Source organism: Bradyrhizobium sp. S3.2.6 (assembly GCF_040546885.1).
Lineage (GTDB): Bacteria > Pseudomonadota > Alphaproteobacteria > Rhizobiales > Xanthobacteraceae > Bradyrhizobium > Bradyrhizobium cytisi.
The window spans coordinates 116,167-142,199 of the sequence record NZ_JBEPOS010000002.1 but is presented as its reverse complement, the minus strand read 5'-3'; the positions used below and the strand labels follow the sequence as shown (position 1 = coordinate 142,199).

Annotated in this window: 29 protein-coding genes; 10 read left to right on the top strand and 19 right to left on the bottom strand. The window is 64.0% G+C overall.

The window, feature by feature from the left end; genetic code table 11:
* Window positions 1-8: 8 nt before the first annotated feature.
* Both ABID58_RS05005 and ABID58_RS05000 read left to right on the top strand, forming a co-directional pair.
* A complete protein-coding gene (locus ABID58_RS05005) occupies window positions 9-1,022 on the top strand; it encodes an amino acid ABC transporter substrate-binding protein (RefSeq protein WP_354031774.1) in 1,014 nt (337 codons plus the stop codon).
* A gap of 148 nt (window positions 1,023-1,170) precedes the next feature.
* Complete coding sequence (locus ABID58_RS05000; protein ID WP_354031773.1) at window positions 1,171-1,821, top strand: aspartate/glutamate racemase family protein; 651 nt, start codon at window positions 1,171-1,173, stop codon at window positions 1,819-1,821.
* On the opposite strand, the gene ABID58_RS04995 is transcribed toward ABID58_RS05000, so the two are convergent.
* Window positions 1,818-2,465 carry a TetR/AcrR family transcriptional regulator gene (locus ABID58_RS04995; RefSeq protein WP_354031772.1) on the bottom strand — a complete coding sequence of 216 codons (648 nt, stop codon included), beginning with the start codon at window positions 2,463-2,465 and terminating at the stop codon, window positions 1,818-1,820. The two genes, ABID58_RS05000 and ABID58_RS04995, sit on opposite strands and share 4 nt — an antisense overlap.
* Before the next feature lie 156 nt (window positions 2,466-2,621).
* On the opposite strand from ABID58_RS04995, the gene ABID58_RS04990 reads away from it, so the two are divergent.
* The 5 genes from ABID58_RS04990 (at window position 2,622) to ABID58_RS04970 (ending at window position 7,396) form a co-directional block, all read left to right on the top strand.
* Window positions 2,622-2,831, top strand: coding sequence for a ferredoxin (locus tag ABID58_RS04990; RefSeq protein WP_045008980.1), 210 nt, complete (start codon window positions 2,622-2,624; stop codon window positions 2,829-2,831).
* A gap of 77 nt (window positions 2,832-2,908) precedes the next feature.
* Window positions 2,909-4,129, top strand: coding sequence for a cytochrome P450 (locus ABID58_RS04985; protein WP_354031771.1), 1,221 nt, complete (start codon window positions 2,909-2,911; stop codon window positions 4,127-4,129).
* Window positions 4,130-4,161: 32 nt separating this feature from the next.
* On the top strand, window positions 4,162-5,484 hold the full coding sequence (locus ABID58_RS04980; protein ID WP_354031770.1) for an MFS transporter: 1,323 nt from the start codon (window positions 4,162-4,164) through the stop codon (window positions 5,482-5,484).
* Between the two features lie 3 nt (window positions 5,485-5,487).
* Window positions 5,488-6,147 carry a sulfite oxidase-like oxidoreductase gene (locus ABID58_RS04975; protein ID WP_354031769.1) on the top strand — a complete coding sequence of 220 codons (660 nt, stop codon included), beginning with the start codon at window positions 5,488-5,490 and terminating at the stop codon, window positions 6,145-6,147.
* A gap of 25 nt (window positions 6,148-6,172) precedes the next feature.
* Window positions 6,173-7,396 carry a bifunctional alpha/beta hydrolase/OsmC family protein gene (locus tag ABID58_RS04970; protein WP_354031768.1) on the top strand — a complete coding sequence of 408 codons (1,224 nt, stop codon included), beginning with the start codon at window positions 6,173-6,175 and terminating at the stop codon, window positions 7,394-7,396.
* Between the two features lie 9 nt (window positions 7,397-7,405).
* Here the strand turns inward: ABID58_RS04970 and pdxR are convergent, their stop codons facing one another.
* Window positions 7,406-8,836, bottom strand: coding sequence for a MocR-like pyridoxine biosynthesis transcription factor PdxR (gene pdxR, locus ABID58_RS04965; protein ID WP_354032171.1), 1,431 nt, complete (start codon window positions 8,834-8,836; stop codon window positions 7,406-7,408).
* Window positions 8,837-8,936: 100 nt separating this feature from the next.
* Between pdxR and ABID58_RS04960 the strand changes: the two genes are divergently transcribed.
* Entirely contained in the window at window positions 8,937-9,854 is a 918-nt protein-coding gene (locus tag ABID58_RS04960) for a DMT family transporter (RefSeq protein ID WP_354031767.1), read from the top strand.
* On the opposite strand, the gene ABID58_RS04955 is transcribed toward ABID58_RS04960, so the two are convergent.
* From ABID58_RS04955 to ABID58_RS04880, 16 genes are all read right to left on the bottom strand, one after another.
* Window positions 9,833-10,891: a YeeE/YedE family protein gene (locus ABID58_RS04955; protein WP_354031766.1), complete on the bottom strand. Its 1,059-nt coding sequence runs from the start codon at window positions 10,889-10,891 to the stop codon at window positions 9,833-9,835. The genes ABID58_RS04960 and ABID58_RS04955 overlap by 22 nt on opposite strands.
* Before the next feature lie 2 nt (window positions 10,892-10,893).
* Entirely contained in the window at window positions 10,894-11,898 is a 1,005-nt protein-coding gene (locus ABID58_RS04950; protein WP_354032170.1) for a quinone oxidoreductase family protein, read from the bottom strand.
* Window positions 11,899-11,950: 52 nt separating this feature from the next.
* A complete protein-coding gene (gene paaK, locus ABID58_RS04945) occupies window positions 11,951-13,282 on the bottom strand; it encodes a phenylacetate--CoA ligase PaaK (protein ID WP_354031765.1) in 1,332 nt (443 codons plus the stop codon).
* 40 nt (window positions 13,283-13,322) lie between these two features.
* On the bottom strand, window positions 13,323-13,772 hold the full coding sequence (gene paaI, locus ABID58_RS04940; protein ID WP_354031764.1) for a hydroxyphenylacetyl-CoA thioesterase PaaI: 450 nt from the start codon (window positions 13,770-13,772) through the stop codon (window positions 13,323-13,325).
* Between the two features lie 55 nt (window positions 13,773-13,827).
* Window positions 13,828-14,910, bottom strand: a complete 1,083-nt coding sequence (paaE, locus tag ABID58_RS04935; protein WP_354031763.1) for a 1,2-phenylacetyl-CoA epoxidase subunit PaaE — start codon at window positions 14,908-14,910, stop codon at window positions 13,828-13,830.
* A 2-nt stretch (window positions 14,911-14,912) separates the two neighbouring features.
* A complete protein-coding gene (gene paaD, locus ABID58_RS04930; protein WP_354031762.1) occupies window positions 14,913-15,416 on the bottom strand; it encodes a 1,2-phenylacetyl-CoA epoxidase subunit PaaD in 504 nt (167 codons plus the stop codon).
* On the bottom strand, window positions 15,410-16,186 hold the full coding sequence (gene paaC, locus ABID58_RS04925) for a 1,2-phenylacetyl-CoA epoxidase subunit PaaC (RefSeq protein ID WP_354031761.1): 777 nt from the start codon (window positions 16,184-16,186) through the stop codon (window positions 15,410-15,412). Before paaC ends, paaD begins: the two co-directional genes overlap by 7 nt.
* On the bottom strand, window positions 16,186-16,473 hold the full coding sequence (paaB, locus tag ABID58_RS04920; protein WP_092186062.1) for a 1,2-phenylacetyl-CoA epoxidase subunit PaaB: 288 nt from the start codon (window positions 16,471-16,473) through the stop codon (window positions 16,186-16,188). Before paaB ends, paaC begins: the two co-directional genes overlap by 1 nt.
* Before the next feature lie 11 nt (window positions 16,474-16,484).
* On the bottom strand, window positions 16,485-17,477 hold the full coding sequence (paaA, locus tag ABID58_RS04915; RefSeq protein WP_354031760.1) for a 1,2-phenylacetyl-CoA epoxidase subunit PaaA: 993 nt from the start codon (window positions 17,475-17,477) through the stop codon (window positions 16,485-16,487).
* A 76-nt stretch (window positions 17,478-17,553) separates the two neighbouring features.
* Window positions 17,554-18,420, bottom strand: coding sequence for a phenylacetic acid degradation operon negative regulatory protein PaaX (paaX, locus tag ABID58_RS04910; protein ID WP_354031759.1), 867 nt, complete (start codon window positions 18,418-18,420; stop codon window positions 17,554-17,556).
* A 97-nt stretch (window positions 18,421-18,517) separates the two neighbouring features.
* Window positions 18,518-19,288 (bottom strand): esterase/lipase family protein, encoded by a 771-nt coding sequence (locus tag ABID58_RS04905; protein ID WP_148748923.1) that lies wholly within the window; start codon window positions 19,286-19,288, stop codon window positions 18,518-18,520.
* Between the two features lie 202 nt (window positions 19,289-19,490).
* A complete protein-coding gene (locus ABID58_RS04900) occupies window positions 19,491-20,777 on the bottom strand; it encodes a DUF445 domain-containing protein (RefSeq protein WP_354031758.1) in 1,287 nt (428 codons plus the stop codon).
* A 157-nt stretch (window positions 20,778-20,934) separates the two neighbouring features.
* Complete coding sequence (locus ABID58_RS04895) at window positions 20,935-21,390, bottom strand: phasin (protein WP_354031757.1); 456 nt, start codon at window positions 21,388-21,390, stop codon at window positions 20,935-20,937.
* Window positions 21,391-21,638: 248 nt separating this feature from the next.
* Window positions 21,639-22,232, bottom strand: coding sequence for a GNAT family N-acetyltransferase (locus ABID58_RS04890; protein WP_354031756.1), 594 nt, complete (start codon window positions 22,230-22,232; stop codon window positions 21,639-21,641).
* Window positions 22,229-23,311, bottom strand: coding sequence for a PHA/PHB synthase family protein (locus tag ABID58_RS04885; protein ID WP_354031755.1), 1,083 nt, complete (start codon window positions 23,309-23,311; stop codon window positions 22,229-22,231). The genes ABID58_RS04890 and ABID58_RS04885 overlap by 4 nt, the downstream gene beginning before the upstream one ends.
* The gene (locus tag ABID58_RS04880; RefSeq protein ID WP_354031754.1) at window positions 23,308-23,688 is read right to left on the bottom strand and encodes a hypothetical protein; all 381 of its coding nucleotides are present in this window, start codon (window positions 23,686-23,688) and stop codon (window positions 23,308-23,310) included. The genes ABID58_RS04885 and ABID58_RS04880 overlap by 4 nt, the downstream gene beginning before the upstream one ends.
* A 163-nt stretch (window positions 23,689-23,851) precedes the next feature.
* Between ABID58_RS04880 and ABID58_RS04875 the strand changes: the two genes are divergently transcribed.
* Both ABID58_RS04875 and ABID58_RS04870 read left to right on the top strand, forming a co-directional pair.
* The gene (locus tag ABID58_RS04875) at window positions 23,852-24,766 is read left to right on the top strand and encodes an alpha/beta fold hydrolase (protein WP_354031753.1); all 915 of its coding nucleotides are present in this window, start codon (window positions 23,852-23,854) and stop codon (window positions 24,764-24,766) included.
* Between the two features lie 128 nt (window positions 24,767-24,894).
* The gene (locus ABID58_RS04870; RefSeq protein ID WP_148748930.1) at window positions 24,895-25,359 is read left to right on the top strand and encodes a nuclear transport factor 2 family protein; all 465 of its coding nucleotides are present in this window, start codon (window positions 24,895-24,897) and stop codon (window positions 25,357-25,359) included.
* Here the strand turns inward: ABID58_RS04870 and ABID58_RS04865 are convergent.
* Window positions 25,356-26,030, bottom strand: a complete 675-nt coding sequence (locus tag ABID58_RS04865) for a spermidine synthase (protein ID WP_354031752.1) — start codon at window positions 26,028-26,030, stop codon at window positions 25,356-25,358. The two genes, ABID58_RS04870 and ABID58_RS04865, sit on opposite strands and share 4 nt — an antisense overlap.
* Between the last annotated feature and the right edge of the window lie 3 nt (window positions 26,031-26,033).

Genomic DNA, 26,033 nt, shown 5'->3' with positions numbered 1-26,033 from the left:
AGAGTAGCATGATGAGGACAATGGTTATCGCGGCGAGCGTGCTCACCGCATCGACGGTCGTCGCGTCGGCGGCGACGCTCGACACGGTCAAGAGCCGCGGCACGCTGGTGTGCGGCGTCAGCGCGGGCTTTGCCGGTTTCTCCGCGCCGGACTCGCAAGGCAATTACAAGGGCCTCGACGTCGACTATTGCCGCGCGCTCGCGGCCGGCGTGCTCGGTGATCCCAACAAGGTGCGTTACGTTTCGTTGACCGCGCAGAACCGCTTCACTGCGCTGCAATCGGGCGAGATCGACGTGCTCTACCGCAACTCCACGCAGACTTATCTGCGCGGCGTCACGCTGGGCCTGCGGCAGGGACCGATCAACTTCTACGACGGCCAGGGTTTTGTCGTGAAGAAGGACCTCGGCGTGAAAGAGCTGAAGGACCTCAAGGGCGCCACCGTTTGCGTCGCGCAGGGCACGACCCATGAGGTCACGCTTGGCGATTACGGCCGCGCCAACGGCATCGACTGGAAGCCGCTGGTGTTCGACCGCGTCGACACCATGTACCAGACCTTCTTCGGCGGCCGCTGCGATGCCATGACCCAGGACGCCTCCGCGCTTGCCGGTGCCGTGACGACCGCGGCGCCGAACCCGGCCGACTACGTCGTGCTGCCGCAGACCATCAGCAAGGAGCCGCTCGGGCCCTTTACCCGCAATGGCGACGAGGTCTGGAGCGACATCATCACCTGGCTGCATTACGGCCTGATCGAGGCTGAGGAGCTCGGCGTCACCCAGGCCAATGTCGACGAGATGACGAAGTCGCAGACCCCCGCGATCCAGCGGCTGCTCGGCTCCTCGGGCGATCTCGGCTCGCGGCTTGGTCTCGACAACAAATGGCTGGTCACCGCGATCAAGGCTACCGGCAATTACGGCGAGATCTACGAGCGCAATGTCGGCAAGGCGAGCCCGCTCAAGCTCGAGCGCGGCCTCAACGGCCTCTGGAGCAAGGGCGGCTTGATGTACGCGGTGCCGTTCAAGTAAGTGTCTTCCGTGTCCCGGACGCGCTGCAGCGTGCAACGCTGCTGCGCTGAGCCGGGACACAGCGGCCACAATGGGCCCCGGCTCAGCAGCGCAATACTGCGCATTGCGCTGCGTCCGGGGCACGAGACCTACCAGGTAGTCACGTTCAATGACGACGCCCCCTCGCATCGCCCTGATCCACGCCCTCAAGCACTCCATCGCCCCGATCGAGGCGGCGTTCGCGCAGGCGTGGCCGGAGACGCGGCTGATGAACTTGCTCGACGACAGCCTGTCGGCGGATCTGGCGCGCGACGGCAAGCTCAACGATGCCATGACCGAGCGTTTTCTTGCGCTCGGCGATTATGCGGCAGCGACCGGGGCGAACGCGATCCTGTTCACCTGCTCGGCCTTCGGCCCCTGCATTGAGGCCGTCGCGCGCGCGCATGCGCCGATGCCGGTGCTCAAGCCGAACGAAGCCATGATCGAACGGGCCGCGACGATGGGCAAGAAGATCGGCCTGCTCTCGACCTTCCCGCCAACGCTGGTCTCAATGCCGCCGGAGTTTCCGACCTCGGTCCAGATCGTGCCAAAGCTTGCCGACGGCGCGCTCGCCGCACTCGACCGCGGCGAGCGCGCCACGCATGACCGGCTGATCGTCGAGGCGTCAAAGGATTTGCGCGACTGCGACGTCATCGCGCTGGCGCAGTTCAGCATCGCGGCAACCGCACCGCTCGTCGCGGAGGCTACGGGCCGCCCGGTCGTGACGACACCGGATAGCGCGGTCGAAAAGCTGATGCGGCTGCTGAAAGCGAAGGCTTAAGCGCCCGCCTTCTTGCGACGCTGCGCGTCCTTGATCGCAACCGCGAGCGCGGCCTTCGTCTCGTTCACAAAGTCCTCGACCAGTTCCTCGCGCGTGGCATGTGCGGCCTCGCCGGTGAACAGACCCTGCTCGGCCAGCATCACCACGCCGTGCAGCGCGGCCCAGATCTTGAGTGCTTGCCGCTCGCGCAGATAGCCAATTGCTGGCGCTTCCAGCGCCTCGATCACAAGTGCAAAGGTCTCGCGCGTAGCCTCGTGCAGCTCGCTGCCCTTGGCTGCGCAAGACACCGTGCGCGAGGCAAACATCAACCGGTATGTGCCGTTGCGGTGTAGGCCGAAATCGAGCGTCGCCTGCGCCAGCCGCGACAGCTTTGATTGCTTCGACGGCTTGGCCATTGCCTCACGCAGAATCGCGCTGAGCTGCCGGAACGCCTCCGCCGTCACCGCGGCAAGCAGCGCCTCTCGGTCAGCAAAATGCCGGTACGGCGCCGGTTGCGAAACACCGAGCTGCTTTGCCAGCGCCTTGATGCTGATCGCTTCCGCCCCGCCCTGCTCGGCCTCGCGCAGCGCGACCTTGATCAGGGCGTCGCGGAGATCGCCATGGTGGTAGGTATTGTGCGGCTTGCGGGCAAGTTGTGAACGCATGTTGCGCCGAGCCTATAAGTTTGCGCTTGACAGGGGAAGCCTGTCGCGAATGTAATAGACTATAACTTAAAGCCAGCGGCAAATGCCGCGGAAAAAAATTTACATGAGGAGCGCGCGCCACCTTCCGGCCGCGCGCATACGACCGAGGAAGCCGCAATGACAGAGCGACTGAGGGTTCGCGTCGATCCCGACAAATGCCAGGGCCACGCACGGTGCAAGGCACTGGCGCCAGAGCTGTTCGAGCTCGACGAATACGGCAATGCCCATGAGGCCGGAGACGGCACGGTTCCACCGGGCCTTGAGGACAAGGCCTGGCTTGCCAAATCCAACTGCCCGGAAATCGCGATCGATGTGATCGAGGAGTAGCGCGGCGCCTGCCCGCGCGCGCTTTGCGTGCCTTCAGCGAACACGAGCCCCAAGGGATATTCAAGGGATTTCCTGCCATGTCCGACGTCAGCCAGCCTACTGCCCACCCGCCCGTGACCGACTGGATCAACGATTTCGACCACACCGATCCGCAATGGACCGACGATCCCTTCCCGATCTGGGAAGAGCTGCGCGCCGCGAGCCCGGTCGTGCATACCGGGCGCTTCCTCGGCTGCTACATGCCGACGACCTATGAGGCGGTGCGCGAAATCGCCAACGACACCGAACATTTTTCGTCACGCCGCATCATCGTCCGCGACGTACGGCCCGAGGTCGCCAGGAACGCGGCCCCGCCGATCACTTCGGATCCGCCCGTGCACAAGCCGGCCAAGCAATTGCTGCTACCGCCCTTCACGCCGGATGCGATGAAGAAGCTGGAGCCGCGGATGCGCGCAATCTGCAACGAGCTGATCGACGGGTTCATTGCCGACGGCAAGGTCGATGCCGCAGCGCAGTACAGCAAATACATTCCGGTTCAGGCCATCGCGCACATGCTCGGCATTCCCGAGTCTGACAGCGATCTCTTCATCAACTGGATCCACATGATCCTGGAGCTCGGCATCAAGGACGAGAACAGATTGCTCCAGGCGGTGCAGGAGATGAGCGCCTATTTCAGGACGCATATCGAGGAGCGGAGGTCGAAGCCGACCAACGATCTCATCTCCTATTTGATGAATGCCAAGGACAAGGAAGGCCAGCCGCTGGAGGAGTCGCACGTGCTGGGCTCTCTGCGGCTGCTCCTGATTGCCGGCATCGATACCACTTGGAGCGCGATCGGCTCCTCGCTCTGGCATCTCGCCCGGACGCCGGCCGATCGCGAGCGGCTGATCGCCGAGCCCGCGTTGATCCCGATCGCCGTAGAGGAACTGCTCCGTGCCTATTCGCCGGTGACCATGGCTCGTGAGGTCGTCAAGGAGACCACGGTCTCGGGCTGCCCGGTCAAGACGGGCAACATGGTGCTGCTGTCCTTCCCGGCCGCCAACCGGGACCCAAAAATGTTTCCGGACGCTGACAAGGTCGTGATCGACCGGCGGGAAAACCGCCATGCCGCCTTCGGCCTCGGCATCCACCGCTGCGTCGGTTCCAATTTGGCGCGGATGGAGATGCAGGTCGCGCTCGAGGAATGGCTGAAGCGGATTCCGGACTTCCGGCTCGACCCAGCCGGCACCGTGACCTGGTCGCAGGGCACGGTACGAGGCCCCCGCCAGTTGCCATTTCTGCTTGGAAAGGCGATGTAGGCTCCCAACACATGATTTCTGGGAGGCCGGACGTGACAGAGCAAGCAATCAAACCGGGCTCCGACCACATTGACATCGCCGACGCAGAGCGCCGGATCAAGGCGATCTTGATCGGCTCGATCGGCAATCTCGTCGAGTGGTACGACTTCTACGCCTACACGGCGTTCGCGCTCTATTTTGCCCCGGCCTTCTTCCCGGGCAGCGATCCCGTCGTCCAGCAATTGAACGTCGCCGTGGTGTTCGCGGCAACCTTCCTGATGCGGCCGCTGGGCGGTTGGCTGTTCGGCTACATCGCCGACCATTTCGGGCGGCGGATCTCACTGACGCTGTCAGTCGTCTTCATGTGCTTCGGCTCGCTGATCATCGCGGCGACGCCGACCTATGCCACGATCGGCTTTGCCGCCCCGGTGATCCTGGCGCTGGCCCGCGTGATCGAGGGCCTGAGCCTCGGCGGCGAATATGGCGCCAGCGCCACCTACCTGAGCGAAGTCGCCGATCCCAGGCATCGCGGCTTCTATTCGAGCTTTCAATACGTCACGCTGATCGGCGGCCAGCTCACCGCGATCATCGTGCTACTGCTGCTGCAAAAGGTCTTCCTGACGCCCGACGAGCTGAAGGCCTGGGGCTGGCGGATTCCGTTCGCGATCGGCGCGGCGCTCGCGATCTTTGCCGCAGTGATGCGGCGCAATCTGCAGGAGACCGAGGCGTTCGAGGAAGCCAAGAAGGTGGTGAAGCCGACCGGCTCGATCACCAATTTGCTGCGGTATCCGCGCGAGCTGCTACTCGTGGTCGGCCTCACTGCCGGCGGCACCGCGGCGTTCTACACTTTCACCACCTACATGCAGACCTTCGTGAAGCTCTCGGTCGGCTTGACCGAAGACCAGACCACTTTCGTGATCTTCGGCACGCTGATCTTCGCGACCATCCTGCAGCCGATCTATGGTGCGATCTCCGACAAGATCGGCCGCAAGCCGCTGTTGATCTTCTTCGGCGTCGCCGGCACGCTCGCCACCGTGCCGCTGCTGATGACGCTGAAAGAGACCAAGTCGCCATTCGTGGCGTTCATCCTGATCTGCGCCGCCTGGCTGTTCGTCGCCGGCTACACCTCGATCAACGCGGTGGTGAAGGCCGAGCTGTTCCCGACCAACGTCCGCGCGCTCGGCGTCGGCCTGCCCTATGCGATCACCGTCTCGATCTTCGGCGGCACGGCGCCCGCGATCGCGCTCTATTTCAAGAGCGTCGGGCACGAGGAATGGTTCTACTACTATCTCGCCGGCGTCATCTTCCTGTCGCTGATCATCTATTCCACCATGCGCGACACCAAGCATGCCTCTGCGATGCACCGCCACGAGTAGCTCATGGCCGACCAGACGCCATACGACAGCAAGCTGACGCGCACCAAGGAGAAATGGGCGCGCGAGGGCCGCTTTCTCACGGGTAAGGTGACGCGCTGCGAGGATCAGCGCCTGCCGCCCGGCCAGCATCTGACGAAAGACTGGCCGGTGCTCGACCTTGGCGTCCTGCCGCCGGTCTCGCGCGATCGCTGGCGGCTCGACGTCTACGGCGCGATCGAGAATCCCGTGTTCTGGACTTTTGCGGAGCTCGCCGCGCAAAAGCAGGACCAGTTCACCTCCGACATCCATTGCGTGACGACCTGGTCGCGTTACGACAATGAGTGGGAAGGGCTCGCAACGCGCGAGCTGCTGGCAGCCTGCCAGCCGCGCGACGATGCACGCTTCGTCGTGCTGCATTCCTATGACGGGTACACCACCAACCTCGCGCTCGAAGACTTTGCCGCCGAGGACGCGCTACTCGCCCACAGCTGGTCGGGGCAGCCCCTGTCGGACGAGCATGGCGGCCCGGTGCGGCTGGTCGTGCCGCATCTCTATTTCTGGAAGAGCGCAAAGTGGCTCCAGGCTATCGAATTCCTGACCGACGACGCGCCGGGCTTTTGGGAGGTCCGCGGCTATCATAACCGCGGCGATCCCTGGGCCGAGCAGCGCTATTCGGCCGACTAGGCTCAAGCAAGAACGGGGGAAGCCCATGACGACGGAACGCTTTCAATTCACCGGCGAAGGCGGCCATCAACTCGCCGCCGCGCTGGAGCTCCCTGACGGCGAGCCCGTAGCTTACGCACTGTTTGCCCACTGCTTCACCTGCGGCAAGGACACGCTGGCGGCCAAGCGCATCTCGGTCGCCCTCGCCGCCAAAGGCATCGCAGTGCTGCGCTTCGACTTCACCGGGCTCGGCTCCAGCGAAGGCGAGTTTGCCAATTCGACGTTCTCCTCCAATGTCGCCGATCTCGTGCATGCCGCCGATCATCTGCGTGCGACCCGCAAGGCGCCGTCGATCCTGGTCGGGCACAGTCTCGGCGGCGCGGCGATTCTGGCGGCCGCCGGAAAGATTCCGGAGGCCAAGGCGGTCGCGACCATCGCGGCGCCGTCCGATCCTGCTCACGTCACCGGTCTCTTTAGAGAGCATCTCGACAATATCCGCGCGCGGGGTGAGGTCGAGGTTTCTCTCGCGGGCCGCCCGTTCCGGATCAAGCGCGAATTTCTCGACGACATCGTCGAACACGAGCTGATGAAGGACGTCACCGGCCTGCACAAGGCGCTGCTGGTGATGCATTCGCCGGTCGACGATACCGTGGGGATCGACAACGCGACAAAGATTTTCGTCTCGGCGAAACATCCCAAGAGCTTCGTCTCGCTCGACCATGCGGATCACCTGCTGACCAGGCCGGCCGACGCGCTCTATGCGGCCGATGTGATCGCTGCCTGGGCGAGCCGATATGTCGACACGGCAAAGCCCGCGCAAGCGATGGACCTCCCTGAGGAACCGCGGAAGGTCGTGGTCCGGGAGACCCGCAAGAGCAAGTTCAACCAGATCATCACAGTCGGACCGCATCATCTGGTAGCGGACGAGCCGGTGGCGGCTGGGGGTGAAGATGCAGGTCCCGGGCCCTATGATTTCCTTCTCGCCGGTCTCGGTGCCTGCACCTCCATGACCATGCGCCTCTATGCCGACCGCAAGTCGCTGCCGCTCGACCGCGTCACCGTCACGCTGAAGCATTCAAAAATCTATGCCAAGGACTGCGCGGAGTGCGAGACGCGCGACGGCATGCTCGACCAGATCGAGCGCGATATCGCAATCGACGGCGCGCTCGACGTTGAGCAGCGCAAGAAGCTGATGGAGATCGCCGACAAGTGCCCGGTGCACCGGACGCTGACCTCGGAGATCCGTATCGTCACGAAGGCGGTTGACTAGCGCGACTGCCTAGAAACATGACGCCATCGTTCGCACCGCTGCGCTGATCTCGCTCTCGCGCCAGGCCGCAAAGCCGAGCAACAGGCCATTATCGCGCGGCTTGCCCAGCGCCAGGCTGGACAGGGCGCGCGTTTCAACGCCTGCCTTGACGAGCCGCTTCACCGCCGCCTGATCGGCACGACCGCGCTTGAGGCGGGCGACGAGCTGGATGCCGCCCGATGGCACCTCGACCAAGAGCACCTCACCGAGATTGCGCTCCAACCCCTCGACGAGGTGATCGCGGCGCGCGTGATAGAGTCGGCGCATCCGACGCAGATGCGCCAGGAAATGCCCGTCGGCGATGAACTCGGCGAGCGCTTCCTGGATGTGACTGGAAGCGATCAAGCCGATATGCCGCTGTGCGATCTCGAATGTGCTGACCAGCGCCGGCGGCACGACGAGATAGCCGAGCCGGATATCCGACGTCATCGCCTTTGAGAACGTGCCGACATAAAACACGCGGCCATGGGCGTCGAGCCCCTGCAAGGCCGGCACCGGCCGGCTGTCATAGTGGAATTCACCGTCATAATCGTCCTCGACGATCCAGGTGTTGCCGGGCCTGCTTGACCTGAGAAACTCGGTGCGGCGGGCCAGCGACATCAGCCGTCCGGTCGGGTGCTGGTGCGACGGCGTCATGAAAACGAGTTTGGGCACGGCCATTCCCGGCATCGGCTGCATGCCCTGCTCATCCAGCCCGATGCCGGTCACGCGCGCGCCAGAGGCGCGGAAAGCCGCCGCGGCGCCGGGATAGCCGGGATCCTCGACCCAGACGTCGTCGCCCGGCCTAACAAGCGCAGCCGCTATCAAGGTCAACGCAGCCTGTGCGCTTGGCAGGATCATGATCTGGTCGGCCGTGGCACGAACGCCTCTGCTGGTCGCGAGATAATGCGCCAGCGCCTCGCGCAGGCGCGCTCGGTTGAGCGGACCAAGCTCGCGCCTGGCGGCACGCACGGCGCTGCGGCGCAGGCAGCGCGCCCACACCTCGTTCGGAAACTCCCTGAAATCGCCATGCCCCGGCCGCAACGGCTTGAGCGGAGCCTGATAGGACATCGGCCAGTCCGTCTGCTTGAGCTGCGAAGCCCAAGGCGAGAGCTGCGGCCTGGCGGAGCGAACGCGCGAAGCGGCGGCGCCAGCTCCTTCGACGGGCTCAGCACCATCGACCGTCACTACAGGACGACGTCCGTGCGACGCCTGGAGATATCCCTCGGCGGCGAGCTGCTCGAACGCATAGGTGACAGTGTTGCGCGAGACGCCGAGATCGCTCGCAAGCCGGCGGCTTGACGGCAGCGCGCGGCCTTTGGCGAGGCGGCCGGTCGCGATCAGGCTCCGGAGTTGGCTGGTCAGCTGGGCCACCAGCCCCTCTTCCTCGGTCCGGCTCAGGTCGATCAGACCGGAGATCATACTTTCTGAAACTGGCACTTTATTCCTTTCAGATCTGGCACTTTTTCAGGTGCCAGCCGGGATGCTATCTCGCAGACCGCACTGCTTCAAGGATTCTGCGATGAACTCTTCCCTCTCTCCCCGCACGGCAATCGGGCTGTTCCTCATCGTCGTGCTGGCCTGGGGCGTGAACTGGTCGATCACGAAGCAGCTCGTGCAATTCCTTCCGCCCCTCTGGACCTCGGCGATCCGGAGCTGGATCGCGCTGGCTGGGTTGTTCGTGATCCTGGGATTGAGCAACAATCTTGTGATCCCGGAGCGGCGCGACATTCCTGTGGTCTTGAGCGTGGCGCTGCTGCACATGACGGTGTTCTCGGTCCTGGTTGCGGCCGGTGTGCGCTTCCTGCCCGCGAGCAAGGCTGTCGTGCTCGGCTACACCACGCCGCTCTGGGTTGCGATTGCAGCACCCTTGCTGGGGGAAGATACGCTGACGGCGCCAAAGCTCGCGGGCGCCCTGCTCGGACTGATCGGGCTAGCCGTGATCCTGAACCCGACGTCGATCGATTGGACCAACACCAACGTCGTGCTCGGCGCCGGCATGGTGATCCTGGCCGCGATCTCCTGGGCCGCGAACATCATCTATATCCGCGCGCATCGCTGGATCGGCTCCCCGCTCCAGCTCCTGATCTGGCAGGTGCTCGTGGCAACCATCGTGCTCACAGGGTCGGCGCTGATCACGGACGGCCTGCCGCATGCGGAGTGGTCGTGGAGGCTCGTGCTGCTGTTCCTGTACTCCGGCCTGATCGGGACAGCGCTGGCCTATTGGGCGATGTCGATGGTCAACAAGAGTATCTCCGCCTTGACGAGCTCGCTCGGCACCACCGGGACGCCGCTCATCGGTATCGCCAGTGCGGCCGTCCTGCTGGGTGAGCCAATCGACATCAGTCTGGCCGTTGCGGCCGGACTGATCGTGGCCGGCATTGGCCTTGCGACGCTGGGCGACCGGCTGCTGCGCCGTCAGGCCACCGCGAGCGGCTGAACGCGCAAGCTTCCGCGCAGTCCCGCCGTCGTGCCGAGCAGGATGCCGGCAACCGCAATGAACGAGCCCAGTGCGAGCGTCGATATGCCCGTGAGCCCCTGCCCGATCGAGCAGCCAAAAGCCATCACGCCGCCGATCCCCATCAGCGCGGCGCCGCCGGCCGAGCGCAGCATGTGGCGCGGCGAGGAATAACCTTCGAGATGGAAGCGGCCCGTGGTGAGCGCAGTGACCAGACTGCCGGCAAAGACGCCGGCAACGGTCGCGATGCCGAAGTTCGGTGTCAGGCCCGTCGAGAGCATCGCGTATTGCAGGCTATCGGCGATCGGCGCGACGAAGGTGAGCGAGGTCACCGGGACGGGATTGAAGTCGTCGGCGCCGAGATAGCCGGTGATGTACCAGCCAGCGGCGACGAGAAGGCCTACGACGACGCCTGCCGCGATCTGGCCCGGAGAACGGCGGAACGCCGGATGGGCAAAGGCAAACAGGACCAGCGCTACGACGATCGCGGCAGCGCAGAGTACGCGAGAAAGAGCTTCACCAAGACCAAGCGTCGTCAACAGCGTGGGCAGCGAATTGGCGCCGGTGGTGGTCTGGGAAGCCTGAACCAGCGCAATGCGCGCTGGCGCGATCAAGCCTTTGAGCGTCATCTGCGCGGCAATGGCGAGCACGATCACGACGACGAAGGAGCGGAGATTGCCGCCGCCGAGCAGCACCAGCGCGCGCGAGCCGCAGCCGTTCGACAGCACCATGCCGTAGCCGAACAGCAGGCCGCCGAGGAACAGCACCGGTACCGAAAAGGTCGGCTGCAGGTAGATCGACTTGCCGAGATCGACCATGCCCTCGCCGGCGAGGAATTGGCTCATGGCAATCGCGACCGCGATCGCCAACGCATAGCTGCGCACCAGCCGCCCGTCTCCCGCCGCCAGCCATCCGCGCATGCTGCTCATCAGGCAGAAACCGCTGAGCAGGCCGACGGCACCATAGACCAGGCCGATGACGAGGCCGGCGATGATGACGAGTTGGGCGGGCGAGTCCATGATTACGGCTTCAGGATCACGCGATCACGCGAGGAGCCGGCGACCGCAACGTAGGCTTCCTTCGCGCGCTCGAGCGGATAGATCGCATTCGCGTTGATTGGGAACGGCCTCAGGTGGCCGCCCCCAAAGCCCGGACCGAGATCGTGCAGCACGGCGCCCGTTGCGGCCGACGACAGGCCGAGCGTGTCGATGCCGACATAGGTGTGCTGTCCCCGGTAGAATTCGAGGATGTTGAACTGCACGATCCGGTCGATCGCGGCGATCAGGATCTGGCGGCCGCGCAGCGCGAGCGACTTGTGCGCGGCCTGGAAATAGGGATCGCCGACGGTGTTGAAGACGATGTCGGCGCCGTTGCCGCCGGTCAATTCGCGCACGCGTGTGGCGGCATCGACGGCGGAAACGTCGATGACCTCGATCGGCGCATTGCTGTGGCCTTCATAGGCTTCCGCCTTGCGCACCACGCCGACGACGCGCGCACCCTGCCAGGTCGCGATCTGCACCGCGGCCTGACCGACCTTGCCGTTAACGCCGAACACCAGAACCGTCTCGCCGCTCTTCGGCACGCCCGCGCGGCGAAAGCCTTCCATCGCGGTGACGAAGGGCACGCCGATGCCGGCGGCCTCCTCCCACGATACGCTCTTCGGCTTCTCCACGACTGCATCAGCTTCGACCACCAGATGGCTCGCGTGCGTACCGTCGCGGCGGATGCCGAGATCACCCGAGGAGCCGAACACCTCGCGGCCGATCGTGCCGCCCGGCCCGTCGATCACCACGCCGGCGTAGTCTCGGCCGGGCGTACGCGGGAACACGGCATAGGGCATCAGCCCGGTGGCAGCCTTGACGTCGGACGGATTGACGGCGGCGGCCTTCACCTCGATCAGGAGATCGTTCGGGCCGCACGTCAGCATACGGCGCTCGACGCTGGGTGCAATCGCGGCGGCGTTTTCGGCCTTGGCATCGAGGCGGACGCAACGCGCCTCGACGGTTCTGGTATCGGCTGGCGACATAGGAAAGACCCGCGATTTCTCGCGGGCCTTGTCGCCTTTGGGGGCGGTCAAGTCAATCCTTCGGCCGCTTGTCGTAAAGGCGCTTGGCCTTGCCGAGCGAGCGCTCCAGCGTGGCCGGCGCGACGATCTGCACTTTGGAGCTGACGCCGATGGTGTTCTTGATATGGGTCGAGATCCGATCTGCTTGGTCGATGAGGCCTTGTCCATCCCAGCTTTCGGGGCGCGCCTCGGCGATGATGGTCAGTTCGTCCATCCGGCCTTCGCGGGTCAATTCGAGGATAAAGTGACCGCCGCACCAGTCGGTGGCGAGCAGCACCTCCTCGATCTGGGTCGGGAACAGATTGACACCGCGCAGGATGATCATGTCGTCCGAGCGGCCCGTCACCTTTTCCATCCGCCGCATGCCTGGCCGCGCCGTGCCTGGCAACAGCCGCGTCAGATCGCGCGTGCGATAGCGGATCACCGGAAAGGCTTCCTTGGTCAGCGAGGTGAACACAAGTTCGCCCTTCTCGCCATCCGGCAGCACCGCGCCGGTCAAGGGATCAATCACCTCGGGATAGAAATGGTCCTCCCAGATGTGAAGGCCGTCCTTGGTCTCGATGCATTCCTGCGCGACGCCGGGGCCAATCACCTCGGACAGGCCATAGATGTCGGTCGCATCCATGTCGAAGGCGTCCTCAATCTCGCCGCGCATGGCGTTGGTCCACGGCTCGGCACCGAAGATGCCGACCTTGAGCGAACATTGGCGCGGGTCGAGCTTCTGCCGCTTGAACTCGTCCAGGATCGCCAGCATGTAGCTCGGCGTCACCGTGATGATGTCAGGCCGGAAGTCGTTGATCAGTTGCACCTGCCGCTCGGTCATGCCGCCCGAGATCGGCACCACGGTGCAGCCGAGCTTTTCGGCACCGTAATGCACACCAAGACCTCCGGTGAAAAGACCATAGCCATAGGCGTTGTGGATGATCATGCCGGTGCGGCCGCCGGCCGCCCGGATCGAGCGCGCCACCACCTCCGACCAGGTCTCGATGTCGCGTCGGGTGTAGCCGACGACGATCGGCTTGCCTGTCGTGCCGGAGGACGCATGCACGCGCACAAGCTTCTCACGCGGCACGGCGAACATGTTGAAGGGATAGTTGTCGCGGAGATCCGTCTTCGCTGTGAACGGAAACTTTGCGAGATCAGGAAGCTCGCGAAAGTCGGACGGATGCACGCCAGCCTTATCAAAAGCCTTGCGATAATGCGCGACGTTGTCATAGGCGTGCTTCAGCGACCAGGCCAGCCGCTGCTTCTGCAACGCTATGATCTCGTCGCGTGACGCGCGCTCCTGCGCGTCCAACTCGGCCCTATAGACGTGGCCGCCTTCCTTCAGCTTCGTCGAAGCCATTTTCGTTTCCCCACATTGATTTGGTCTCTTTATTGATTTCTTACTGTTCTTGCGCCGGCAACCACGTGCCGGGAATGACACGCGAATGCCCGCGGAATTCGGCTATGACGGTATCGCCGGTGGTGACACGCACGTCATAGATGCCGGAGCGGCCGCCGCGGGTGACCTCTTTTGCTTTCGCAACGAGCCGATCGCCGAGCTTGCCCGGCTTGATGAAGGTGATCTGGCCTTGTGCAGCCACAACACGGTCATTGTGCGAATTGCAGGCAAAGGCGAAGGCGGAATCGGCGAGCGTGAAGATGAATCCGCCATGGGCGATGCGCTGACCGTTGACCATGTCCGGCCGCACCGTCATGGCGAGCGTCGCAAAGCCCGGGCCGACCTCGACGATCTCCATGCCGAGGCCCTTTGAGGCGTCGTCCTCCGCCCACATCGCATCGGCACAGGCCCGCGCGACATTCTCAGGCGACAAGGCGGCTTTGACGTTCACGCGCTTCTCCCGACGAAATGCTTGCTCATGATGTTCTGCTGGTTGGCCAACACTGTCAAACGTGGTCGTAGTCGACCACGACCCGCTCCGACGATGGCTTGGCCTGGCAAGTGAGAACAAAACCCGCCTTCAGCTCCCACGGCTCCAGTGAATAATTGGTGTCCATCGGCGCCTCGCCCTCCACCAGCTTCGCCCGGCAGGTCGAGCACATGCCGCCCTTGCAGGCGAAGGGAAGATCGACGCCCGCGCGCAGCGCAGCATCGAGAATCGCTTCGCCGTCAGCGACCGGCACGTCGCGGCGCTTGCCGTCGATGATCAGTGATGCGATCGCCTTCGGCGGCGCGTCGGCGGCAACGGCCTTCTTGACTCGCGGCTTGCCGCCGAATTCGGAGACGAAGCGTTCGACATGGATGCTCTCACCGGCAATGCCGAGATCACGGCAGGTCGCCTCGATTTCGTCGCTCATGCCGAGGGGACCGCAGACGAAGACATGATCGACGCTCTCCGCCGGCACCAATGAGCGCAGCAACACCCTCAGTTTGTCGCCGTCGAGCCGGCCATGCAGGATCGGGATGTCCTGCTCCTCGCCCGAGATGACGTGAAAGATCGAGAGGCGGTCGATGAAGCGATCCTTCAGCTCCTCCAGCGCCTCGAGGAACATGATGTTGTCGGTCGCGCGGTTGCCATAGAACAGGAAGAAGCGGCTATTGGGCTCGCGCGCCAGCACGCCCTTCACGATCGACAGGATCGGCGTGATGCCGGAGCCGGCCGCGAAGCCGACATGGATGCGCCCAGCATCCGCCGGCGGGACCACGCCGAAGCGGCCGGTCGGGGTCATCACGTCGAGCTCGTCGCCACTCTTCAGCTCATCTGCCACCCAACTCGAAAATGCACCGCCATCGATCTTCTTCACGGCAATCCGGATCTCGCCGTCGTCAGGGCCGGAGCAGATGGAATAGGAGCGCCGCACCTCCTCGCCGTCGAGTGTGGTGCGGAGCGTGAGATACTGGCCGGGGGTAAAAGCGTAGTCACTGGCGAGTTCGCCGGGGATCGCGAAGGTCAACGATACGGCGTCGGACGCCTCGCGTCGGAGATTGTTGACGGCGAGGCGATGGAAGCGCGGTGCGGCTGCTGACATGGTCAATGACACTTGAAATAATCAAAGGGTTCGCGGCAGAACTTGCAGCGCCAAAGCGCTTTGCAGGAGGTCGATCCGAATTCGGACAGCAGCTCCGTCTCCTGCGAGCCGCATTGCGGGCATGTGACGGCCTGCTCGCCGAACAGCGCGCGACGCGAGTGTGAGGATTGCGGCGGCGCGATGCCGTAGGCGTGCAGCTTGCGGCGTCCCTCTTCGCTCATCCAGTCGGTGGTCCAGGCCGGCGACAGCACGGTGCGCACTTTCGGCTGACGAAAGCCGGCGCGCTCCAACGCAAGCTCGATTTCGAGCGCGATCATGTTCATGGCCGGGCAACCCGAATAGGTCGGCGTGATCGCAACCTCGACATAGTCGCCGTCGAGCACGACATCGCGCAGCACGCCGAGATCGGCGATAGTCAGCACCGGGATTTCCGGGTCGACAACGTTTGCAGCAGCGTCCCAGGCGCGTCGGCGCAACTCGCTACCGTGCTCCAGCACCGTCACCATGTCTGCCCCGGAAACGTGCGCTGCATCGATTGCAGCTCGGACAGGAGATGACCGAGATGCTCGCCGTGCCGACCCGAACGGCCACCCTGCTGCATCCAATCGTTCTGCGGCAGAGTAAGCGTTGCTTCACCAACGACATCCGACAGCGTCGTCATCCAGCGGCCGCGCAAGGTGCCGGGATCGACGGCGATACCGGCATGAATCATCGCGCGCTCGCCGTCATCGACGGCAAACATCTCGCCCGTGAAGGCCCAGAGGTGATCGATCGCGGACTGCGTCCGTTGACGGCTCTCGTCGGTGCCGTCGCCGAGCCGGATGATCCATTCCGAGGCGTGACGCAGATGATAGGCGCTCTCCTTCTCCGACTTCGCTGCAATCGCCGCAAGCGTCGTGTCGCGCGAGGTCATCATGGCGCGCCAGTAGAGATCGGCGAAGGCCGAATAGAGGAACTGCCGCACCAGGGTCTGGGCGAAGTCACCATTGGGTTGCTCGACCAGCAGCAGATTGCGGTATTGCCTGACGTCGCGCAGATAAGCGAGCTTGTCCTCGTCGTTATCCTTGCCTTCGGTCTTGGCGGCATAGGTGTAGAGCTCGCGCGCCTGGCCGATGAGGTCGAGCGCAATGTTGGAGAGCGCCATATCCTCTTCCATCATCGGCGCGTGCCCGCACCATTCCGACAGCCGGTGTCCGAGGATGAGCGCATCGTCGGCCCGGCGCAGCGCGTAGAGCACGAGCGGCGTTTCGGAGACCTGGATGTTGGCGGCGGGCATCACATGTGCCCCACTTCTTCCGGCACCTCGTAGAATGTCGGATGCCGGTAGATTTTGGATTCAGCCGGCTCGAACATCATGCCCTTCTCGGCGGGGTCGCTTGCGGTGATCGCGGTCGACGGCACCACCCAGATCGAAAGGCCCTCGCCGCGGCGGGTGTAGATATCGCGCGCAGCCTGCAGCGCCATCGTGGCATCGCTCGCATGCAGCGAGCCGACATGCTTGTGCGCGAGCCCGTTGCGGCTGCGAATGAAGACTTCCCACAGCGGCGTATTCGGCGTGGTCATTTTTGATCTCCCTATTCCGCAGCTTGCGCGATCTGACGCTGCGCGCGCTTCGCCGCGTAGGCGGCAGCGGCCTCGCGCACCCAGGCGCCCTCGTCGTGCGACTTGCGGCGCGCGGCCATGCGGTCACGGTTGCAGGGGCCGTTGCCGGCGATCACCTGCTTGAATTCGGTCCAGTCGATCTCGCTGTAGCGCCAGTGACCTTCCGCATCCTGAGTCATGCCGGGATCGGGGATGGTGAGGCCGAGATATTGCGCCTGCGGCACGGTGGCATCGACGAATTTCTGGCGCAGCTCGTCATTGGAGAAACGCTTGATCTTCCACTTCGTCGACGTGTCGCTGTGCTGGCTGGTGGCATCGGGCGGGCCAAACATCATCAGCACCGGCCACCACCAGCGGTTCAGCGCGTCCTGCGCCATCGCCTTCTGCTCGTCCGAGCCGCGGCACAGCGTCAACATGATCTCGTAACCCTGGCGCTGATGGAACGACTCCTCCTTGCAGACGCGGATCATCGCGCGCGCATAGGGGCCATAGGAGCAGCGGCACAGCGGGATCTGGTTCATGATCGCGGCGCCATCGACCAGCCAGCCGATGGTGCCGATGTCGGCCCAGGACAGCGTCGGATAGTTGAAGATCGAGGAATATTTGGCCTTGCCCGAGAGCATCGCGTCGACCAGCTCTTCGCGCGAGGTTCCGAGCGTCTCGGCGGCGGCGTAGAGATAGAGCCCGTGGCCGCATTCGTCCTGCACTTTGGCAAGTAACGCCGCCTTGCGCCGCAGCGTCGGCGCGCGCGTGATCCAGTTGCCTTCGGGCAGCATGCCGACGATTTCGGAATGGGCGTGCTGGGAGATCTGGCGGGTGAGCGTCTTGCGATAGGCCGCCGGCATCCAGTCATTCGGCTCGATGCGCTCTTCGGCATCGATGCGGGCCTGGAACTGCGCGGCCTCGGCCGCGTCCTCAAGACCGCGATCATCGGTGTCGGCCGTGTTCAGCGCCTGGGTATACATGCGCATCCTCCCGTTTGGTTGGGAGGAAATATATAACAAAAATTATCTCATGCAAGATATTTCTGTAACATATAGGTCAAGCCTCGAACCTCCGTTCCAGCAGCTTTCTCGCCGGCGGCAGCGCCCCCTTCTCGTTGGTTCCATGCCTATCAAGCCATTGCTCGGACGGCGCCAGCAGCGCGCGATAGATCTCGGCGCAAAGTTCGCGGGCAGTCCTGCCCGGCCAATCCGCCGGCAGCAGGCTCTCAGGCAGCAGCGGATCGCGCAGCACGACGCGGCGGTAGTAGTGGATCAGCAGGATGCGCGCGGTGAAGGCATCGGCCTCGGAGAGGTCCGCGCCGCGCGCAAGCGCGGCGCGCAGCGGCTCGAACGTCTTCATGAATTTCAGATAGGCGTCGGCGGTGCGCTCCAGCGGCCAGCTCGCGCCGAGCAGGCGACGCCCGCTGTCATCCTCAGCCGAAACTTCCAGCCGGATGGCACCGGCAGCTTCCTCCGGCACCGGAACACCCGACGGAGCGACCCAGACGCCCGGCAGCGGGCTACCGAAGCCGGCATTGCGCAAGGCTTCGCGCGAGGCGTCGCGGTCCTCACCATTGCCGATCAGCAGCAGCTCGAAGCGGCCGGTCCAGCCCGACGGTGGCGGATCGTAGATGTGGCGCGTCGCGGCCTCGAACGTTTCCCGGCCCTTGTCGGCAAGACGATAAAAGCTGTTGCGGCCGACCTTTTCGCGCGTCAGCCAGCCATCGGCAGCGAGCCGCGACATCGCGGTGCGCACAACGCCGGCATCGATGTCCAAGGTCTCGAAGAACGCCAGCAGCGTGCCGAGCCACACCGAACCGCCGCGCGGCACGATGGCATCGCCGAACATGGTGATGACGATGGAGCCGGTGCGCGACGGCTCGCGCTTGAGCTGGTCGATGATGCGAGAGAGCGGATGCGCCATGCGCGAGGCATAGCGCGTTTGGTGCGGGCGCGACAATGGAGAGACGCGACGATCTTGCTGCTCGCTCTTCCCGTTCTTACCGGGAGAGGCGAAGAAACTACCTGTGCGGATCGGGATAAACCAGGCTGCGCCAGCCGCTGCGATCAAAAGGCTGCCACTGGCCTTCCTTCTGCGCGAGACGGTCGGCGACCGCATAGACAACGGCTGGATGGTGACCCATGCCGCAATGGCTGCTTTCGACCTCGATGCTCTCGGTCTGCGCGCCCGACTTCTCCATGCAGCCTTGCCAGGCGCAGACGCCGTCGGTACGGCTGAAGATCGCGGTGGTCGGCACCGGCGGCGGGACGGCGAGCTCGCCACCGAACTCTGGATCGACATCATCGGCCTTGCGGCCGCTCGCCCATTCGTAGACACGCCAGGCATTGGTCGAACGGTGATCGCCGGCAAAGGGGCTGCCGAGCGTGATCACCTGGCGCACGCGCTCGGGCATCATCTTGGCGAGCTGGCGCGCATAGAGGCCGCCGAGGCTCCAGCCGACCAGGCTGATCTTTCGGACGTGCTTGTCGCTGAGCTCCTCGACCAGATCGACCATCGCGTGCTGCACGCCCTCGCGCAGGCCGTAATTGCGGCCCTGGCGCCAACCGCTCACCGCGTAGCCCTTGCTGGTCAGAAAGGTGCGCAGCGCCCGCGTTGATGCGTCGGAGGCCACGAGGCCCGGCAACACCAGCACCGGATGCCCATCCCCGTGCGGCGCGAGGCTCAGCAGCGGCAGCGCCCCGAGGAATGCGCCGAACTCGTGGATCGCGCGCCCTTCCAGAAACATCAGGGTACGGGATGGCGGACGCAGCGTCTGGGCAGTAGCGGTCATCAATGGATCCCCTGGGCAAGAATTCCTGGAAAGCTTGCCGGGCGCAATGCCGGCAATGGGCATGAATTCCAATACGCCGGCTTCTTGAACGTTCCGCAGCGCAACATGAATCAGCTAGGCGGCCGGTTCCCGACATTCAAGCCGGTGCAGCACTGCGCCACAATAGGCCCAGGCGTTAATGCTAAGGGCCGTGACGCAAAAGTCACAACCATCGGAGCAGGAATTCTACGGAGTAGAGGACGAGACCGGCGAGCCCGCCGATCAGCGAGCCGTTGAAGCGGATGTATTGCAGGTCGCGGCCGATGTTGATCTCGATCAGCGAAATCAGCTGCGCCATATTCCATGATTTCACCTGATCTGAGATGAAGGTCGAGACGCCGCTCTTCTGGTCAGCGACGAAGCTGCGCAGCACCGTCACCAGCCCCTTGTTGATCTCGCCACGCAACTCGGCGTCGCCGGCGAGCGCATCGCCCGCCGAAACGAACATTCCGGCGAGATGATGCTGCAGCACCTGCGTCTCGCCGGACGCACTGCGCTCGATGAAGGATCGCGTGTTAGCCCAGACGGTGCGGGCGAGATCGGCAAGCTCGGGCCGCGCCAACAGATCGCGCTTCAATCCATCGATGCGATCGATATAGGCATGATCGGTGCCGAGCCGGTCAACGAAGCTCAGCACCATGCGGTCGAACTCGCCGCGGAACGGATGCTTGGGATCGCTGCGCACCTCATTGAAGAAGGCGGTGGCGGACGCCACGATCTTGTTCACCAGAAACTTGTCGGCGCGATAGAGCCTGAGCAGTGTCGGCAATTCCGCGCGCACCTTCTCGCGAATCATCGCCATCGTTTCCGTCTGGTTCAGCGTCTCGTGCATGATGCGCAGGAGATCGTCGAACAGAATCTGGTGGCGTCCTTCGGACACGAAGCCGCGCAGCGTGCCGGCGGCAAGCGGCGCAAGGTCAATCGCCTGGAGCTGGGAGGACATGCGGCGGATGATGAAGGTCATCAGGCCCGAGCTTTCGGTTGTTGAGACCGCCTCCGGCAGCAGACGCAGCGCGAAGCGCGCAAGGTCATTGCTGCGCTTGCGGTCGCGCAGCCAGTCAGCGACGAAGGAGCCGAAATCGATCTCCTGCAGCTTGGCCTCGACGGGACCTGCCTCGAGGAAATGCACCTGGATGAATTCGCCGAGCTTGTCGGCGATGCGGGCCTGGTTGCTCTGGATGATCGCGGTGTGCGGGATCGGCAGGCCGAGCGGCCGCTTGAACAGCGCGACCACAGCGTACCAATCGGCGAGCCCGCCGATGGTCGCAGCTTCCGCGAAGGCCGCGATGAAGCCGAACACGGGATGCACGGGCAGCAGCCATTTCGCGACAACGAACAGCAGAAGCGTCGAGGCCAGCACCAGGGTCGCCAGCGCCTTGACGCGGCGCAGCTCGGCCGCGCGTTCGGCATCGCCCGGAGTGTCGAAGGAAAAGGTGGCGGGTGAAGTCATCACTGCATCACCCTACCCGTCATTGCGAGCGAAGCGAAGCAATCCAGTCTGCCTCCGCGGAAAGACTCCGGATTGCTTCGCTCGCAATGACGGCAGCGCAAAAAACAAAGGCCCGCCGAAGCGGGCCTCAAATTCAGTTTCTCGTCTCAGGCGCCAATCAGGCGGTCTTGGTGTAGACCTTGGCAAAGTTGTCCTGAGCGGACTTCGCACCGTTGGCGGCGAGCTTGCCGAGATAGTCGGTGGTCGCCTTGGCGCGCGAGACGAAGGCTTCGCCGCGAGCGCGGAGCAGGCTCGACTGGATCTCGACGGCTTCGCTGAACGACTTGGCGGACGCGAGCTTGTCGATGCCCGAGAAGAACGCCTCGGCGTCCTCATAGATCGCCTGCTGGATGTTGCGGCTGATCTTGCCGGCCTCAGTGACGGACTCGGTCACCGCGTTCTCGACGGCGGCGGTCACGCGCTCGGAGCCAGCGAACACTTCGGCAGCACGGTCCTTGGCGGTGTTGGCAGTCTTCTTGACGAACTCGCGGGCGGCCTCGGGAACTTCCAGGTTCTGGATGTTCTTGAACGCGTCCTTGAAGCCTTCGAAAGCAGTGTTGGTCTCAGTCGTCATTGGGGTCTCTCCATCCTCATTGAGTTGAGCTATGGGCTCACCCCGTCCGGTTGTGGCCCGGGGCACGGCTTATATGGCAGAGTTAATGGTGCGATGCAACATTCATATTGCACTGCGATATCACGAAACCGTGAACCGCCGAAAGAGCAGGCAATCTGCTGCCTTCCTGGCCCGCCGCCTACTGTGTATGGGGTTGATTTCCAGCTTTTGGGTTGCCCCCAATGGCGTCTCGGTGCTGGACGGCGCTCCTAGTGCTGGACGGCGCCTGGCAGCCCGTAGGCCTCCATCTGGGCCTGGACCTGCGCAATGTTGTGGCCAAGCACGACGATGTCGTGGGTCTCGCCGCCGACATCCCGGACATGGTCGCGGAGCAGCGCCTCGGCCTTGAAGCCGAGGCTCTCGAACAGCGCGATCGCCGCCTGCTGGTCGACCGTCATCTGGACCGAGAGCTTTTCCAGCCCGGCCCCTAGCGCGAGCGCAAAGGTCTCCTGCGACAGCGCCTTCCCCACCCCCTTCCCGCGGACCTCGGGCGAAACCACCATGCGGATCTCGCCGACATGGGGCGACCAGGAGTGCGGGTCGCGCACCAGCGTGCCGCAACCTACGACCTTGCCGTCTTTCACCGCGAGAAGGCTCTGAATCGCGCCACGCTCGATCTCCTTGACCCAGGCGGACAGCACCTTCGGTTCGCTGATGTTGCGCGGCAGGAACAGCAGGTCATGCGTCGGCAAGCCCTTGCCGAAAGCGAGCACAGCGCCTTCGTCCGCAGGCGACATCAGGCGGATATCGATATCGCCCGCGTCGGTCTTGACATGACGCGGATAGGCACGCTGCTCACTCATGTCGATCTCTTTCCCAGCCAGGAATCCAGTTTCGGCCACAGCCGCTTGACCGCATTGGCGCCGGCGACGAGAGAGACGTGACCGCCCTTCAACATCACCTCTTCCTTGTCGTCGGATCCGATCTTGGCGATCAGATGTTTTGCGGCCTCATACGGCACGATGTGATCGTGCTCGGCGACCGCGTGCAGGAATGGCACCTTGATATTCTCGAGCTTCGCTGGCCGCCCGCCGACCGACATGGTGTCGTTGTAGAGCTTGTTGTCCCACATCAGGTCCTTGGTGATGGTGCGGAAATATTCGCCCGCCAGCGGCAGCGTGTCGGTCGCCCAGCGATCGAACATCCGGTACGACTTCACGAACTCGTCGTTCCAGATGTTTTCCCAGAGCTGGATCTGGCTGACCGTGCGCGAAGCTGGGCGCAGCATCTCGAACGAGGACAGGATCATCTCCGGCGGCACATTGCCGACGCTGTCGACCAGGCGGTCGACGTCGAAATAACGTCGGTCGGAGAAATTGGAGAACAGCTTCATCTCGCGGAAGTCGATCGGCGTGGTGAAGCAGATCAGATTCTTCATCGGCCCGTCCGGGAAGATCGAGCCATAGAGCAGCGACAAGACCCCGCCGAAGCAATAGCCGATGACGGAGACATCCTGCTCGCCGGAATCGGCCTGCACGCGACGGACGCAATCCGGGATGAAATCGAGGACATAGTCCTCCATCCTCAGGCTCTTTTCCTCCGGCCGCGGCGCGCTCCAGTCGAGCATGTAGACGTCGTAGCCGCGCTTGAGCAGGAACTCGATAAAACTCTGGCCCGGCACGAGATCGAGGATGTAGCCGCGATTGGTCGTCGCCATGACGACCAGCACCGGCACGCGGTAGATCTCGTCCGACATCGGCCGGTAGTGGTAGAGGCTCATCGTACCGCGCGAGTGCAGCACGTCCTTCGGAGTCGATCCGAGCGTGGGACCGGAGCTCGAGAAATATTCGACGCCCTTGATGCTGCGCTGGATCGCGCGCTGCACTTCGGACTGGATGCGCTCCGGGATCGCAGCGAAATCAAGTCCCGTCGGCGCGTTCATCTTTGCTCTCCGCCTTCGGAGGGCGGGCGTTTGGTGCGTGGCGGCCGCGGCGCGACGCCGATCTGCGCGTCGCCCGAGTTGGCCGACATCTGGCTCAGCATCGACTTGATCTCGCCAATCTGGCCTTCGATGGCTTGCAGCCGTTCGGCGATGCCGGTCATCTGCTCGCGGCTCGGCAGGTTCATGGAGAGCAGGTACTTCTCCATGAGATCGCCGAACTGCTTCTGAGCACCCGCAGCAGCGCCGCCGGCGCGATTCATGGCTTGCGAGAATTCAGGCGTCTCCATCGCCCTGGTGGCGAAGGAGTTGAACCCCTTCTCCATGTCGCCGACCATCTTCTGCCACAAGGCGACTGGATCGGTGATCTTGTCGGTCATCGGCGTCCTCCCAATTTGGAGCGCTTGTGCCCTTCTTTTCCCGCCATACCACACCGTTGCGCGGGGCCGGTCAACCGGCAAGCGGCGGGTGCCGCGCACACGGCTTCTTTGCCGCGGGAAACCGTGCGATACAGCATTGATCAAAAGCCAAGGGAACACGCCTGTGAACGCCCATCAGCCGCCCCAGACCCTCCGCGCCAACGGCATCGACATCTGCTACGAGATCTTCGGCAACGACAATGCCGAGCCGCTGCTGCTGATCATGGGGCTCGGGGCGCAGATGATCCATTGGGACGATGTGTTCTGCGAGCAGCTCGCCGCGCGCGGCTTTCGTGTGATCCGCTTCGACAACCGCGACATCGGCAAGTCGAGCCATCTCGCCGGCGGCAAGCGGCTAACGCCGCTCGAGCTGCTCAAGCTTCGCTTCCTCAGGATTCCCGTGGCCGCAACCTACAAGCTGATCGACATGGCCAAAGACACGGTCGGCCTGATGGACACGCTCGGCATCAAGTCGACGCATCTGGTCGGGGCGTCCATGGGCGGCATGATCGCGCAGGAGGTGACGCTGTCGTTTCCGCAGCGCGTGCGCTCACTGACCTCGATCATGTCGACGACAGGCAATCCGCGCGTTCCGCCGCCGACGCGGGAGGCCGCTGCCATGCTGATGGCTCCGCCGCCGCGCAGTAAGGAGGAGTTCATCACCCGCTACGGCCAGACCTGGAAGGTCTTGCGCGCCGGTTCCTTTCCGGAAGAAGAAGCGCTCGATCCCGGCCGCGCCGAACGCGTCTTCGCCCGCGGGCTCAATCCGGCCGGCGTCGGCCGGCAGCTCCGCGCCGTGCTCGCCTCCGGCAGCCGCAAGCAGCGGCTGCATGGCGTCAAGACGCCGACGCTCGTGATTCACGGCACGGTCGATCCGCTGGTGCGTCCCGAAGGCGGCAAGGACACGGCAGAGTCAATTCCGGGCGCAAAGCTGCTGATGATCGAAGGCATGGGCCACGCGCTCCCGATGAGGTTCTGGCCTGAGATCATCGGCGCCATCGACATGCACGCCCATGGCGCAGCCGTGCAGGCGGCGTAGACCGACGCCCTCGGTCTCCTGGCGGTGACCATGTGAGCTGCCGGTTACTCTCTTAACGAGTGCCGGCGCGAAAGCTATAGAGGCCTTCCTCAATCGCAAGACAGGGGCTGCGGCCTCTCGGAGCTCACATGCATCTCATCGTCCGGCCGGTCGCAATGCTCGCCGCTTCAATTCTCGTGCTGTCCCTCGCCAACGGCGCCGCGATGGCTGGCAGCGCACAAGAAGAAGCCAATCGCAAAGCGGTGCTGGCCTTCTACGAGAAAGGTCTCAATCAGAAGGATGTCGACGCGGCCCTCACCTATGTCGGCGACCGATACACCCAACACAATCCGAACGCTGCCGATGGTCCGGAGGGCTTCCGAAAGTTCATCGGCTTCCTGCGTGAGAAGTTCCCGAACTCGCACAGCGAGATCAAGCGTTCTTTCGTTGATGGTGATTACGTCATTCTCCACGTTCACGCGGTTCGCGAACCCGGCACCAAAGGCAACGCGATCGTCGACATCTTCAAGCTCGATAACGGCAAGATCGTCGAGCATTGGGACGTGGTGCAGCCGATCCCGGAGAATCCGGCGAACAACAACACGATGTTCTAGCTCTTCTTCGCGATCCAGATCACGTGGCGCGCGCCGCCACCCCTGCCGGTGGCGCGCACACTGACCTCATTGACGTCGAAACCGGCGCTGCCGAGACGCTTGGTGAATGCAGGATTGGGTCCCGACGACCAGACACCGAGCACGCCGCCCGGCCGCAATGCCGCCTTCGCCGCCTTCAGCCCGCTTGCGCTGTAGAGCGCGTCATTGCCCTTTCTCGTCAGCCCTTCCGGCCCGTTGTCGACATCGAGGAGAATGGCGTCGAAAGCCGAGCTCTTCGCCCGGATGATTTCGCCAACATCGGTCTCCCGGATGTTCACCCTGGCATCATCGAGACTGTCGCCGAAGACCTCTGACATTGGGCCTCGCGCCCAGGCGACGACCGCAGGCACCAGCTCGGAGACCACGATCTTCGCCTTAGCTCCGAGCACGGTGAGCGCCGCGCGCAACGTAAAGCCCATGCCGAGGCCACCGATGAGGACGACGGGCTTTGCGACGGTCTCGATTCTCTTCGCCGCGAGCGTCGCGAGCGCGACCTCGGAGCCCGACAGGCGGTTGTTCATCAGCTCGTTGATGCCGAGCTTAATGGAGAACTCTTTGCCGCGCCGCATCAGGCGAAGCTCCTCGTCGGAGCCGGGGATTTTGGCGGTATCGATCTTTTCCCAGGGAATCATGCG

Bases quoted from the DNA above. Each gene is read 5' to 3' on its own strand.
- ABID58_RS05005 (WP_354031774.1), top strand. From the start codon at position 9: ATGATGAGGACAATGGTTATCGCGGCGAGCGTGCTCACCGCATCGACG.
- ABID58_RS05000 (WP_354031773.1), top strand. From the start codon at position 1,171: ATGACGACGCCCCCTCGCATCGCCCTGATCCACGCCCTCAAGCACTCC.
- ABID58_RS04995 (WP_354031772.1), bottom strand. From the start codon at position 2,465: ATGCGTTCACAACTTGCCCGCAAGCCGCACAATACCTACCACCATGGC.
- ABID58_RS04990 (WP_045008980.1), top strand. From the start codon at position 2,622: ATGACAGAGCGACTGAGGGTTCGCGTCGATCCCGACAAATGCCAGGGC.
- ABID58_RS04985 (WP_354031771.1), top strand. From the start codon at position 2,909: ATGTCCGACGTCAGCCAGCCTACTGCCCACCCGCCCGTGACCGACTGG.
- ABID58_RS04975 (WP_354031769.1), top strand. From the start codon at position 5,488: ATGGCCGACCAGACGCCATACGACAGCAAGCTGACGCGCACCAAGGAG.
- ABID58_RS04970 (WP_354031768.1), top strand. From the start codon at position 6,173: ATGACGACGGAACGCTTTCAATTCACCGGCGAAGGCGGCCATCAACTC.
- pdxR (WP_354032171.1), bottom strand. From the start codon at position 8,836: ATGATCTCCGGTCTGATCGACCTGAGCCGGACCGAGGAAGAGGGGCTG.
- ABID58_RS04960 (WP_354031767.1), top strand. From the start codon at position 8,937: ATGAACTCTTCCCTCTCTCCCCGCACGGCAATCGGGCTGTTCCTCATC.
- ABID58_RS04955 (WP_354031766.1), bottom strand. From the start codon at position 10,891: ATGGACTCGCCCGCCCAACTCGTCATCATCGCCGGCCTCGTCATCGGC.
- ABID58_RS04950 (WP_354032170.1), bottom strand. From the start codon at position 11,898: ATGTCGCCAGCCGATACCAGAACCGTCGAGGCGCGTTGCGTCCGCCTC.
- paaK (WP_354031765.1), bottom strand. From the start codon at position 13,282: ATGGCTTCGACGAAGCTGAAGGAAGGCGGCCACGTCTATAGGGCCGAG.
- paaE (WP_354031763.1), bottom strand. From the start codon at position 14,910: ATGTCAGCAGCCGCACCGCGCTTCCATCGCCTCGCCGTCAACAATCTC.
- paaD (WP_354031762.1), bottom strand. From the start codon at position 15,416: ATGGTGACGGTGCTGGAGCACGGTAGCGAGTTGCGCCGACGCGCCTGG.
- paaC (WP_354031761.1), bottom strand. From the start codon at position 16,186: ATGCCCGCCGCCAACATCCAGGTCTCCGAAACGCCGCTCGTGCTCTAC.
- paaB (WP_092186062.1), bottom strand. From the start codon at position 16,473: ATGACCACGCCGAATACGCCGCTGTGGGAAGTCTTCATTCGCAGCCGC.
- paaA (WP_354031760.1), bottom strand. From the start codon at position 17,477: ATGTATACCCAGGCGCTGAACACGGCCGACACCGATGATCGCGGTCTT.
- paaX (WP_354031759.1), bottom strand. From the start codon at position 18,420: ATGGCGCATCCGCTCTCTCGCATCATCGACCAGCTCAAGCGCGAGCCG.
- ABID58_RS04905 (WP_148748923.1), bottom strand. From the start codon at position 19,288: ATGACCGCTACTGCCCAGACGCTGCGTCCGCCATCCCGTACCCTGATG.
- ABID58_RS04900 (WP_354031758.1), bottom strand. From the start codon at position 20,777: ATGACTTCACCCGCCACCTTTTCCTTCGACACTCCGGGCGATGCCGAA.
- ABID58_RS04895 (WP_354031757.1), bottom strand. From the start codon at position 21,390: ATGACGACTGAGACCAACACTGCTTTCGAAGGCTTCAAGGACGCGTTC.
- ABID58_RS04890 (WP_354031756.1), bottom strand. From the start codon at position 22,232: ATGAGTGAGCAGCGTGCCTATCCGCGTCATGTCAAGACCGACGCGGGC.
- ABID58_RS04885 (WP_354031755.1), bottom strand. From the start codon at position 23,311: ATGAACGCGCCGACGGGACTTGATTTCGCTGCGATCCCGGAGCGCATC.
- ABID58_RS04880 (WP_354031754.1), bottom strand. From the start codon at position 23,688: ATGACCGACAAGATCACCGATCCAGTCGCCTTGTGGCAGAAGATGGTC.
- ABID58_RS04870 (WP_148748930.1), top strand. From the start codon at position 24,895: ATGCATCTCATCGTCCGGCCGGTCGCAATGCTCGCCGCTTCAATTCTC.
- ABID58_RS04865 (WP_354031752.1), bottom strand. From the start codon at position 26,030: ATGATTCCCTGGGAAAAGATCGATACCGCCAAAATCCCCGGCTCCGAC.